Source organism: Streptomyces lacaronensis (genome assembly GCF_047337785.1).
Lineage (GTDB): Bacteria > Actinomycetota > Actinomycetes > Streptomycetales > Streptomycetaceae > Streptomyces > Streptomyces lycopersici.
On record NZ_JBLHDK010000003.1, the window covers coordinates 452240 to 464299 of the forward strand.

A 12060-nucleotide genomic window follows, 5' to 3' on the forward strand; every position below is an offset into this window, starting at 1 on the left:
CGGCCAGCAGCGCCGAATGGTCCGTCCAGGCGAGATGCGCGATCTGGTGGGCGACGCTCCAGCCGGGCGCCGGGGTGGCGAGGGCCCACTGCTCGGCGCTCAACTCGGCCACCAGCCCGTCGAGTTCCTCGCTCTCCTCGCGCAGGTCGTCGAACACGGGCGTCGGATCGGACACGGGACGCTCCCCTCGGGCATGGCAGCGCCGAAGAAAACAAGCAAGCATGCTTGCATAATTGTGGCCGTTCGGTGCACGCCCCGGGGCGAGGGCTGCGCGGACCCTGTGTGCTCAATACACTCGGCGATCGCGCCCATCGCGGCGCACACTCGCATATCGGGGGACGAACGATGAGCAACTGGAACCCGGGCGGACAGCCGCCCCAGGGGCCGCAGCCCTACCAGCCGCAGCCACCTCAGCCCTATCCGTCCCAGCCCTACGTGCCGCCACAGCCCCAGCCGCCCTACCCGGGGCCGCCGGTGCCGCCGCCGGGCGGGCCGATCACCCGGCTGCGGCGGCGGATCGGCCCCATCCACACCGCGCGCAGGGTCTTCACCCCGTCACGGCCGGGCATCGTCTCGGATCCTGAGGTGGCGCGGATGCGGAAGATCAGGACCCTGGTCGGCGTGGGCGCGTTCCTGTGGATGTCCTACTCCTACAAGCTCGCCCCCAAGCTCAGCGATGCGGCGGACGAGCAGGTCGACAAGTCGTGGACCAGCGCCCTCGTGCTGGCGGCGACCCTCCCGGTCGTCGTCGGCGTCCTGTACGGCCTGGCCGCTCCGGCGGCGCGACGGGACCTGCTGCGCCGGGCGGGGCGGTGCTTCGGCGCGATCGTGGCCATGATGGCGGCGGCCTCCGTCTTCCCGATCATCGTGCTCTCAGGGTTCTTCGAGGGCCAGGAACCCCTCGTGGAGGGCCACTTCACCGTGACGAAGGGACTCATCCTCGCGTTCACCCTCTTCGTCCTCTTCTGGGTGACGCCGTTCGTCGTCTGGGGCGTGGGACTCGCCGTCCAGCACGTGTTCCGCACCGCGGACATCCACGAGACGGTGCCGCCGCTGCTGATCATGGCGTTGGCGTGGGGGATGGCACTGATCGACATGTTCACCGGCGCCCACGAGGGCGTGCCGACGGTGATCCGGTACCTGTTCATCCTGGGCGCCCCGCTCTCCGTCACGGCGGTGGGCCTGTGGGAGCTGCACCGGCTGCGCGTGCACTACGGGCTGGGGATGCGGGGACTGCTGATGCGCTAGGAACGGCGCCTCGCAGGACGTACTAGTGATCTGGTTTTGAGGTCGTGGGTCGCCACGTGAGGCGTCCCCTCTTTCAGATTGCGGCGTTCTGCTGCGGCGGGTAGCGCGCTCGCGCTGTGCTGCGTGGATGGGCGATACCCGGCTGGAACCTGTCGTGTTGTCGGAGGCCGAGCGGCTGACGCTGGAGAGTTGGGCCAAGCGCCGCTCGACCGCCCAGGGACTGGCCGTTCGCGCACGCATCGTGCTGGCGTGCGCGAACGCCTGGAACAACACCGTGGTCGCCGCGCGACTCGGTGTCGGCAGAGATACCGTGCGCCGCTGGCGCACACGGTTCCTTGCCCGGCGACTGGACGGACTCGCCGACGAGCCGCGGCCCGGGGTGCCGCGGACCATCACCGATGCCCAGGTGGAAGAGGTCGTGGTCCGCACCCTGGAGCAGACGCCACAGGGCGGGACGCACTGGTCGAAGCGGGAGCTGGCCAAGGTCGTGGGGATCTCGCCGGCGAGCGTACTGCGGATCTGGCACGCCTTCGGCCTGCAGCCGTGGCGGACTGAGACCTTCAAGATCTCACCCGACCCGTTCCTGATCGACAAGATCCGATGTCGTCGGCCTTTACCTCGCCCCGCCGGCCAATGCCGTCGTCTTCGCGATGGACGAGAAACCACAGATCGTGTGCCACGAACGCGGAAGGGAGCGTTGATGTAGGAGCTCCTGGAAGCGGTGCTGTGCAGGAGATGGAGGTAGGTCCTCCGGGGTCGCCCTGCAGGGGGAGGCCCCAAACTACCGCAGGCTGCGTCGGTTAAAGGCCGGTCGTGGTGAGCGCTGCGGAAAAGGCGCGACAGTGATCGCGTCAGGTATGGGTCAGGAAGGCGAGCGTGAGCGAACCGCTGATGACGTGTCGTAAATTCTTCAGTGGCGTCGAAACCTGAGAAGCGACAGCACCCGGCGGCCGGCCATGGCTGCGTCGCTCGATCATTCGCGAAGTGGCCCCTGTTATCCGCGGCAACGCAGCGGTCAGTTCCTACCGCACGATCCGGTGCGCTGTGTTCCCCGGTCCTCCGTTCCGCTCGATCGTGACGGGCCCGGTCGGGCTCGATCCCGCGGGAGCCCGTCGGTTGCTCGTCATTCGTCCGGAGGGAGCTGGTCCAGGTCGAGCCGCAGGCCGGTCTCCAGGTCGGGGTTCGCGCCAGGCGGCAGGACCTCCAGGGCGCGCAGCCACTGCTCGCGGCATTCCGCGATACATGAGGCGCCCTTGAACAGCGCTCCGAGCCAGGTTCGTATCGACGCCTCCATGACCCGGTCGCCGAGGTCCTGGTAGAGCGTCACCACCTCAGTGCCTGTGGCGACGGCCGCCTGCGTGGCTCCTGACTGCTGCTCTACGAAGAACTGCCGGGTCAGCGCACCGGCCAGCGTCCTGTGGTCTTCGATGCCGCGGAGGGCCGCGACGCACTCCTGGTGGCGGGCCTGTGCCTCGTCGTACCGCTGCAGGTGCCACAGTGCCTCGCTGAGCGTGCCCAGCGCGCCGCCGGTCCGCCGGTCGCCGGCCGCGGTGAACAGTTCCACGGCCCGCTCCAGCAGCGGTACGGCCTCGGCATGACGTTCCAGCTGCATGAGGGTCTGGCCGCCGCCGAGCAGCGCATGTGCCGCTCGCGGGCCGTCGCCGTGCGGTTCGAGGACTGCCCGGGCCCGGTCGAACAGTTTCAGCGCCTCTTCCCGGTCGCCTTGTCCGCCGGTGGCAAGGGCGAGGTTGACCAGGGTGTCGCCGAGGAGCCCTGGGTCGTCGAGCGTCTCGCACATCTCCAGCACAGCGCGGTGCGTGCGCACCGCGTCGTCGTAGCGCAGCAGTTGTGCCTGCGCGACGCCGAGGTTGTTTCCGGCCGCGACTTGCCCGGCGGGGTCGTCGAGTTGCTCGAAGAGATGAGCTGACTCGGTGCAGACGGCGATCGCCTCCTCGAACCGGTGAGACGCCCAAAGGGCGCTGCCCAGGCTGGTCAGCGCGATGGCCGCGGCATGTCGGTCGCCCAAGGCCCGGTCGACCTCTGCCTCCTCCCGGTGGACCTCGATGGCCGCCTCGAAGTCGGCCGACTCTCGCAGTACCTGACCCAGGCCGTTCAGGGCCATGCTCAGCGAGCGCAGGTCAGTGGTCCCGCGCAGGAGGGCGACACTCTCCACCAGCCACTGCCGCGCCTCCGGGAGCCGGTGCGCCTCGAACAGGGCCGCTCCCAGGTGGGTCAGCGCCTGGGCCTCGCCGTGCCGCTCGCCGCGGCCGCGGAAGATCTTCAGACTCCGCTCGTGGACCTCCACGGCGGCTGCGGGCCGGTGTCCCCGTAACAGGGCGATGCCCAGGCCGCTCAGCGCGTAACCCAGCGCCGTACCGTCATAGCCGACCTTGTTCAGGATGCTCACGGCCTCCTGGTGCGCGGTGATCGCCTCGGCCGTACTCCCTTGCGCGGTCAGGGCCAGCCCCCGGCTGTGCAGAGCCCGTGCCTCGTCGAACGCGTCGTCCGCGGCGCGGGCCGCCGCGAGCGCTGTGTCGGCCATGTCCAGTGCGTCCGTGAGGTGGCGGTACTGGACGAGGAAGTCGCCCTGCGCCTGGGCCAGGTCGAACGCCCGGCGACCGAGACCATGTTCCTCCGCGGCCCGCGCCGACGCCACGAGATTCGGGCGTTCGGTCTCCAACCAGCTCACCGCCGCCGCGCGGTTCGGGAAACGGGCCGTGCCGGCCACTCCGCTCAGCCGCTCGTCCGCCTCCCGCGCAGTGGCCACGTACCAGTCCAGCAGCCGCTCCCGGGCGGCCCCGCGGCCGTCCGGGAGGGCCTGAGTCTCTCCCAGTTCGTCGGCGAACAGCCGCACCAAGTCGTGCATGCGCCAGCGGCCCCAGGTGGGTCCGGGTGCGATCAGGTGAGCGCGCGTGAGGTCCTGCAACAGTTCCTCGGTCCGGTACTGGTCGATGCCGGCCAGGTAGGCGGCGGATTCGGTGGACAGGTCCGGGCCGGCGTTGAGCGGCAGCAGCCGGAACAGGCGGGCGTGGTCGTCACTGACGCGTTGGTAGGACAGGTCGAAGGCGGCGCGCACCGCGCGGTCCTCGCGGCGTAGCCGGTCCAGCCGGGTGTGCGCCGCCTCCAGGGTCCCTGCGAGGGAGGCCAGCGGGCGGGTGGAGATGTCGGCGAGCTGGGCGGCGGCGATGCGCAGGGCCAGGGGCAGGCCCCCGCACAGCCGGGCGATCGTGGCGGCCTGCTCGGGCGCGTCGTCCACGCGGGTGTCGGCGGCGCCGCGGGCCCGCAGCAGGGCCTGGCGGAGCAGTTCGACCGAGGCGTGCTCGTCGAGGATGTCCAGGTCGTGCAGGCGGGCGTCGAGGTCCAGGGTGTGGCGGGAGGTGAGCAGGGCCGCGGTGGTGCCGTCGGCGGGCAGCAGGGGGCGGGCCTGGTCGGCGGTGGAGACGTTGTCGATGACGACCAGGATCCGGCGGCCTTGTTCGGCGAAGTTCGCCAGAATACTGCGGTACAACCGGGAGCGGTCCTGCACGTTGACGGGAAGGTGTTCGCCAGGCATGCCCAGCGCCCGCAGCAGGCCGTCCAGCGCGTGTCCGTGGGACAGCCGGCGTTCCGGGTCGTAGCCGAACATGTCGAGGAACAAGACACCGCCGGGAAACCAGCCGGGCCGTCTGAGTGCCTGGGCGGCGGTCTGCAGTACGAGTTCGGTCTTGCCGACCCCGGCCAGCCCCGCCACCAGTACTGCCTGCGGACGGTCTGCGCCGGGCGCCAGCACCCCGAGGAGTTCCTCCACCTGTTCGTCGCGGCCGGTAAAGGTGACCGAGGCGGCTGGAAGGCCGGACAGTGCCGGGGTGATCTGCGGGGGCAACTGCACGGTGATGTCCCGGCCCTGAATCACCGCGTGGAAGAAGACACCGCCGCTGATCCGATTCTCCACCGCCCGGCCTATGCCAGCCGGGCTGTGGGGGTCCGAGTCTGCCACGCCGGTCAGCTCTGCGCGGAGGGCGTTCCGGGGCCTTGAACGGCTTGCGGCGGCGGGGGCGGGGGGCGCGGGGGTGGGCCCGGGCGGCGCGGGGGCGAAGGACACCCCGGAGATATCCCGGCCGAGCAGCACCGGCCCGTTGAAGGTGTCGCCACTGATCGTGCTGTCCACCTGCCCGTCGCCGGTGCGCACCAGCTGCGCCTGCTCGTGCCACCTTTCCAGGCCGGTACGGAAGTCCGCGTCCACTGCCGCCCGAACCACCAGCGCGGTACTGAGGGCCCGCGCGCACGCCGGATCAGCCGGCGCCCGCTCCAACTCCGCCAGCTCCACCTCCCCCGACCTCACCGCGGGCCCATCCTCGGTGCCCTGGCCGTCCCGAAGCGGACGTCGCACCAATGCGGTCAGCCCCGTCCACGCCTGCCAACCGATCTCACCCCCGGCGCCGCCAGCCAACGCCGCCAGCAACTCCACCGATACCGGATCCACCCCGCACCCCCCGCCACATGCACCTGGAAGTAGACACGCTACGAGGAGCCATGCCCGCGCCGCACGGCAAACGTGAGATGCCGTTCACCGCCCCAGGGCACAAGCCCAGCGGGGCCGGCTCACGCAACGCACAGCGCGCAGATCCGGGTAGCGCACGATCTGACACGCGTTGTTCCTCCACCCCGGGCCTCCCAGCTGGTACAGCTGCTCGAGGCCGATGAGCGGCAGCGGGCCGGTTTCGGCCGCAACCACCGGCGCTGTCGAGACGTGTGAGCATATCGACTCGCGGACGAGCACCAGCTGCCCCCCAACTGGTGTACAAGCGCTGTGGGTTCTCCCGGACAGAGCCTGCACGCCGGATTCCCGGTAGGCGCGGACGTCGTGGCGTTGCCGGGCGTGGGCCGTCCGGTCGCTACGACCAGGCGGGTGTTGGCGTCGACAGCGCACACGCTACTGGCGGGACGGGCCAGGCCGCGCTCCGGGCGGCGGCCCACACGGCGGCGCCAGTCCTGGCCGCCGACCACGTGGCGGGGCCGGCAACACTTCGCCACCACCCCCGCACCGGCCCCGCCACGGCCCGGCGACCCACCGCGGAGCCGGGAAGAACGCCTGGCGTACCGCGGGGATCGACCTCGGCCGCGTCCACTGTGCGCCGGCACACGGTGGAGGCCAGAGGAATCACGCCATCCGCCCCCGCCTCGGTGAAGGCATCGACGCGGATCCGGCGTCCGCTGTGCAGCCGGATCTCGCACGTAGAACCCATACCCCGGGTGCCGGCGAGCGACCGGCCGTCACCACCAGTGCTACTCATCTGCGCGACGTCCTCCCAGGGGGTCACGGTGGCGGTGCCCGCCACCCGGTGGGTGAACCGCCGCCCAGGAATGGCGAAGCACTGCTCCCGGGTACGGAACGCCCGCACCAGGTGCCAGCTCCCCAGGCCCCACCCCACCAGGCCGACCCCGAGCGGTAACCCCGCCGGCCCGGGGGCCTCCGGCAGGGCCTGGAAGCGTGGTTGAGCGAGCTGGGCGTCACCACCGAGGCCCCGGCGTGCGGCTGTTCCTGAGCGCCGCCGTCGTGCTTGGGCCGTGTGGAAGGCCCGCGGAGCCTGCCGCGCGTGCGCCTATGCGTCCGGGGGCTCGGACTCGTTTGCCGCGCCGGGCAGTTGGGTCAGGTGCCGGTGCAGGACGGCCCGTATGGTGTCCGGACTCAGGCGGTCGGGGTGGAGCGTCGCGCCAAGGGCGAGTCCGTCGAGTACTGCGGCGAGATGCTCCGCCGCCACCGGATCGTCCACGCCCAGACGGTGCAGCAGACGCCCGGCGACGTCCCGCAGTCCGTCGTGGAGCTCGGCGGCGATCTCGCCCAGGGCGGGGTCGGTGCGGGCAGCCGCGACGAAGTCCAGCCAGACCGCGATCTCGTCGGCACGCGCCGCGTCGAGCGGCAGGAACTGACCCACCACCTCCTGCGCCATCAGGTACGGGTCGTCCCCCGGCTGCCGCCGCTCCCGCTGGGCCGCCACTCGGACGTCCACCCGGCGCACCATCTCGCGGGCCGCGGCCATGAGGAGCTCGTGGTGGCTGGCGAAGTAGTGCCGTACGGACCCGACGGCGAGACCGGCCTCGGCGGCGACGTTCCGGAGAGTGGCCTGCTGGATGCCGCCGCGGGCCACGACCCGGAAGACGGCGTCCACGACGTCGCGGCGGCGCTGCTCGGGATCCACCATCTTCGGCACCCGGCTTTTATAGCACGACCGTGCTACGGTTTATTTAGCATGGCGGTGCTAAATAAATGGCTGACGCCGCAGCCCGCCATCCCGGTGACAAGGATCAAGGAGAAGCCATGGACCCGTCGGAGCCGACATCTTCGCCTTCAGTACCGCAGCCGGCCCGGCCGTCGGCGCCCGCGCGCCCGCGCCACCTCGGCCGCCTGGCCCGCTTGGCTCGCTTGGCCCTCGACCTGGGCATCTCGCCCCTTGCGTACTACGGCTGCCTCCTTGCGGGTCTGGCCACACTCCCCGCGCTCCTGGCCGCGACCGGAGTAGCGGCCCTCTGGCTCGCCGCCACCGTCCTGCACGACCGGCGTGCCGACGGCCTGGCCCTTGCCATGCTCCTCATGTACGGATTTTCGGCCGCCTTCGCCGCCGTGACCTCCGAACCCCAGCCGCTGCTCCTGCGTGACCCACTGATCAGCGCCCTCGCCGGATTCGTGTTCCTCACAAGCTGCCTCACCGCTACGCCCGCCACCGCCTATCTGGCCGACAAGCTGCACGGTCAACCGTTGCGTGACCCGATCCTGCTCCGCGCGCACCGCACGGAGACGCTGGTGTGCGGTGCCGGACTCATGGCAGAGGCCGTGGCGCGTGTTCTGCTCGTGCTGACCTTGCCGGTGGCCACGGCCGCGTCGCTCACACCACCGCTGGAATTCGCCGTCCTCATCCCGATCGTCGTGTGGACGATCCGCCACCGCAGGAACGCGCGCACCCGTATCACCGCCCAAGTGCCTTCGCGGACGCAGGATCCCGAGCCCGCGCCGCCGTCGGTCGCCCTCGTCCTCGAACGCCATCGCGGGGGTGCGCGATGAGGACCATCGACAGCACGCCCGCCGCGGACGGCTTCCGCATGCCGGCGGAATGGGAGCCGCACGACGGATGCTGGATGACGTGGCCGCAGAACGGCTACGTCTGGCGCGAAGGAGCCCGCCCCGCGCAGCGCGCCCTCGCGGCCCTCGCCAACGCCGTCGCGGACACCGGGGAGGCAGTCACCGTCACGGTCACCGGCGACCAGTACGCACATGCCCGCTCCCGCCTCGACTCCCGCGTCCGCGTGGTGGAGACGACCAGTTGGCTGGGCTGGGCCCGGGACATCGCCCCCGCCTTCGTGGTCGACGGCACCGGGCGGCGCCGCGGCGTGGACTTCGCCTTCAACGGCTACGGCAACCGCTACCCGTACTGGGCCACCGACGACCAGTACGCCCGAAGGGTGCTCGACCTCACCTCCACCGACCGCTACCGCGCCCCGCTCGTGCTGGAGGGCGGCTCCTTCCACGTCGACGGGCAGGGAACCGCCCTCGTCACGGCCGAGACCCTGCTCGACCCCGCCCGCAACGACGCCCCCTCACGCACCGCCATGCATCACCTCATGGCGGCCTACCTCGGAGTCACCCGCACCGTGTGGATCGAGTGGGGCCTCGCCCACGACGGAACGCGCGGCCACGTGGACAACATGGCGTGCTTCGCCGCCCCCGGAGTGGTCTGTCTGACCTGGACCGACGACACGAGCGACCCCCAGTACGAGCGCAGCGCACGCGCCCTGGAAGACCTGAGAAACGTCCAGGACGCCAGAGGCCGTACCCTCCGGGTGGAGAAACTGCCGCTGCCCGGCCCGCTGTACGCCACCGAGGTCGAGCTTCGAGGCATCGACCGTCACGGCGTCCCGGTCACCGGCACCGTGCCACGCCCCCGGCTCGCCGCCTCCTACGCCAACTTCTACGCCACGGAGGACCACCTCTTCGTCCCCCTGCTCGACCCCGAACACGACGACGAAGCCCTCGCCCGCCTCGCCAGGATCCACCCGCACCACACGGTTGTCGGCCTCCCTACCCGCGAACTCCTCCTCGGCGGCGGCAACATCCACTGCGCCACCCAGCAGATACCGAGCAGCGGTGCGGTGGCGACGGGTCCTGGCAGTGGAGCCGGGCGGCGCCTCCGATCGAACCATTCGAATGCCAGCAATCCCGTCGAACACTCTGTCCGGTGACCGAGTCGGCGTGGGGCGCGCGTCGCCTCGCACGCCGGACCGGACGGCTTCGGACGCGATCACGGGTCGGCACACCAGGACGCCGACACCCCGCGTGAGGCGTCCCGCCACCACTGCCCGATCCTGAACCGGGTGCAGCGCCCGGACGGCTCCTGGTGCGCGCTGGATGCCGTCTGCCTCTACCAGCACGTCGTCGCCGTTACTGACTTCGGCTCGTCAAGGTGACGCTGATCCGTCGAGGGTCGGGCCGGTGCCCCTCAGCCGAGATCACCGGCAAGCTGAAGAACCCCGCGTGGCTCCAGGAGGGGCGCCCCCTGGCCCTGATCGGCGACAGCGGCGCGGGCTGGCCATGTGTGGGCGTGGGGTGTCTTTCCTGTCACCAAACGGCATCAGAGGGCTGCCGCAGGTGACGGCACGGCACGGGCTCGGGGGACCGCCGCATGCTGGTGGGCGCGGCAAGAGGTGGAGTCGACGCCGACCAGCCTCCGTCGATCCAGCCACTGTGGTTGTCAGCGACACCGTCGTGCTCCGCGGGCCGATCGGGTCGGGGGCCGGCATCGGCGCCTGCGCGATTCCATGGGGCGGGAGAGTTCACCGGAACTCCACGGCCGATCCGGCCAGGCGGGTGCCGGCGGCGACGTCGCGCCCGCCCGGCGGGCACCGCTTTCGCTCGCACGACCCTATGGGTAAGGCCGTGCACATGCTGCGTGACCGTCAGCCACTCACACCTCACACACCGCATGCCCCGCGCGGAAGTGTCACGCTTCCCGCTCTACCTCACATCCGCATCATCCACTCATCGAGGGCAATGCGGGGCAGCCTCCGGCCGACATCCAGGTGAACGTGCAACCCGGACAAACCCCTCTCCTGCCACAGCCGCGTAACAGCGGCCGCACAGGGGACAACTCCCGCCCCACCCCGCCGGTCGAACCTGGTGCGTCGCACACCTGCGCTGCGGCGGAACCGGTGCCGCCCGGCGCGACTTCCCCAGTCCCGACAAAAGTTGGAGTTGCCCCGTGCCCAGGAAGTCCTTGCCGACGCGGCTTGCCGCCACCGCCGCGCTCCTGCTCGCCACAGGCGCCCTGTCCGCGCCCGCCGCCTCAGCGGAGCCCTCGGACGCCTCCCCCGGCGACGCCTACGTGCTGACCGTGAGCACCAACCCGACCAGCACCGACTACGACAACCGCAACGTCGACGTCACCGGCACCGTCACCAAGGCCGACGGCACCCCGGCGCCCAACATCCCCGTCACCGTCCAGGAAGTCGTCCTCTTCACCACCTGGAATCCGTGGGGCGACCCGATCGACCCCAACTACTACGAGCCGCGCGACCTGGGCACGCCGGTCACCGACACCAACGGGAAATTCACCATCCCCGACGTCGACATCGACCACGTGAGCGGCAGCAGCCTGCTCAATGTCCAGCACCGGGTGCAGATCACGGCCCTCTACGACGAGGACGGCGACCCCAACACCCCGCAAGACGGCTACTACGCGGACACCGCCGTGGCTGCCAACACCAAGCCCAGCTCCGTCAGTTACCAGGTCAACAAGAAGAAGGTGAAGGCGGGCGACATCCTCACCGTCCGGGGCAGGGTCAGCCTCCCCCGAGGGGTCGAGCCCCAGGGCACCGAGGTCTTCCTGCAGACCTACTGGGAGAACGAGTACCACGTGAAGACCACCGTCGAGGACGACGGCTTCTTCGTGCTGTCCGTGCGCGTCTCGCGCGAGGACGATACGTTCGAGCTGCGCACGGCTCCGACGGACCTCTACGTAGCGGGCGCGGACCAGCCGCTCCCGGTCACCAACACCTCGCTCCCCCGCAGGTAGACGCAGCCCTCCGGACGACGGGACTTCGGACCCATGGGGGCCGTAGCGCCGAGGGAAGGAACCCCTGGGTCCCAGCGACGGTCACCCTCGCGCGAGCGGGGGTGACCCTTGTGCTTCCGCGCGGCCCGCGGGGCTACGCGGTCAGGGCGGAGACGAGGTCGGCAGCCTCCCGGACACATCGGGCGAATCCGGCCTGCGGCCGGTCGGTCCAGCGCTCGCGGGCGGTCTGGATGATGCCGAGGCCGACGTGGACGAGCAGTCCCGCCCTCGGATTCGGTGGCGCCCCACTACCGCAACGCGCCGGCGCTCTGGCGGCCGTATGACTGAACCACGGGCTTCCCGCGGTCGGTGGGTGGGCGACGAGCAGCGTGCCCACCACCGTGGTGACCTTCCTGCTCGCAGGCGGGCCGCGCCGACTCCTTGCGTTCCGTCAGGTGCTGTGACGTGACGTACATCGGCCCGTGTGCCCGCATGTCTCGTCTCGTGCGGACCACTCCCCACGGCGCGGACAGGCGCTGGAGCGTCGTGTGCGGATGGAGCAGATCCACAAGGAGAAGGGCCTGCTTCGTGCGTACCGTTGAGCCAGATCGGACCTTCGTGAGTAAGGGCACTGAGCTGCGGAAGGCCACTTCGGCCGGACCTGGTGGCCGTCGCTCACCGCCCGCAGAGACCACATCAACGCGGTCGCCGTCATCGACCCCGACGCGCAGGCCCTCGCACTCCGGGGCTGAAATCGCGCGTCCCCTGAGCATCCCCTGACCGCGGTTCC

At 70.9% G+C, this 12060-nt stretch carries 7 protein-coding genes and 1 pseudogene; 5 read left to right on the forward strand and 3 right to left on the reverse strand.

All coding sequences use genetic code 11. The features are described from left to right. Nucleotide 1: 1 nt before the first annotated feature. A pseudogene (locus ACMTAK_RS03010) lies at nt 2–175 on the reverse strand (maleylpyruvate isomerase N-terminal domain-containing protein); the annotation flags it as partial. A gap of 170 nt (nt 176–345) precedes the next feature. Between ACMTAK_RS03010 and ACMTAK_RS03015 the strand changes: the two are divergent. Together ACMTAK_RS03015 and ACMTAK_RS03020 are read left to right on the forward strand one after the other, a co-directional pair. Beyond that, a complete protein-coding gene (locus ACMTAK_RS03015; RefSeq protein ID WP_413804685.1) occupies nt 346–1248 on the forward strand; it encodes a hypothetical protein in 903 nt (300 codons plus the stop codon). A 127-nt stretch (nt 1249–1375) separates the two neighbouring features. After that, nucleotides 1376–1954, forward strand: coding sequence for a helix-turn-helix domain-containing protein (locus tag ACMTAK_RS03020; protein WP_413804686.1), 579 nt, complete (start codon nt 1376–1378; stop codon nt 1952–1954). Between the two features lie 417 nt (nt 1955–2371). Here the strand turns inward: ACMTAK_RS03020 and ACMTAK_RS03025 are convergent, their stop codons facing one another. Further along, complete coding sequence (locus ACMTAK_RS03025) at nt 2372–5710, reverse strand: tetratricopeptide repeat protein (RefSeq protein ID WP_413804687.1); 3339 nt, start codon at nt 5708–5710, stop codon at nt 2372–2374. A gap of 1120 nt (nt 5711–6830) precedes the next feature. Beyond that, nucleotides 6831–7430 (reverse strand): TetR/AcrR family transcriptional regulator, encoded by a 600-nt coding sequence (locus ACMTAK_RS03030; protein WP_413812783.1) that lies wholly within the window; start codon nt 7428–7430, stop codon nt 6831–6833. A 212-nt stretch (nt 7431–7642) separates the two neighbouring features. Between ACMTAK_RS03030 and ACMTAK_RS03035 the strand changes: the two genes are divergently transcribed. The 3 genes from ACMTAK_RS03035 (at nt 7643) to ACMTAK_RS03045 (ending at nt 11291) form a co-directional block, all read left to right on the forward strand. Then, nucleotides 7643–8287, forward strand: a complete 645-nt coding sequence (locus ACMTAK_RS03035) for a VC0807 family protein (RefSeq protein ID WP_413804688.1) — start codon at nt 7643–7645, stop codon at nt 8285–8287. Beyond that, on the forward strand, nt 8284–9462 hold the full coding sequence (aguA, locus tag ACMTAK_RS03040; RefSeq protein WP_413804689.1) for an agmatine deiminase: 1179 nt from the start codon (nt 8284–8286) through the stop codon (nt 9460–9462). Before ACMTAK_RS03035 ends, aguA begins: the two co-directional genes overlap by 4 nt. 1016 nt (nt 9463–10478) lie before the next feature. Then, nucleotides 10479–11291, forward strand: a complete 813-nt coding sequence (locus ACMTAK_RS03045; protein WP_413804690.1) for an acyl carrier protein — start codon at nt 10479–10481, stop codon at nt 11289–11291. Nucleotides 11292–12060 lie beyond the last annotated feature (769 nt).

Bases quoted from the DNA above. Each gene is read 5' to 3' on its own strand.
- ACMTAK_RS03020 (WP_413804686.1), top strand. From the start codon at position 1,376: ATGGGCGATACCCGGCTGGAACCTGTCGTGTTGTCGGAGGCCGAGCGG.
- ACMTAK_RS03030 (WP_413812783.1), bottom strand. From the start codon at position 7,430: ATGGTGGATCCCGAGCAGCGCCGCCGCGACGTCGTGGACGCCGTCTTC.
- ACMTAK_RS03015 (WP_413804685.1), top strand. From the start codon at position 346: ATGAGCAACTGGAACCCGGGCGGACAGCCGCCCCAGGGGCCGCAGCCC.
- aguA (WP_413804689.1), top strand. From the start codon at position 8,284: ATGAGGACCATCGACAGCACGCCCGCCGCGGACGGCTTCCGCATGCCG.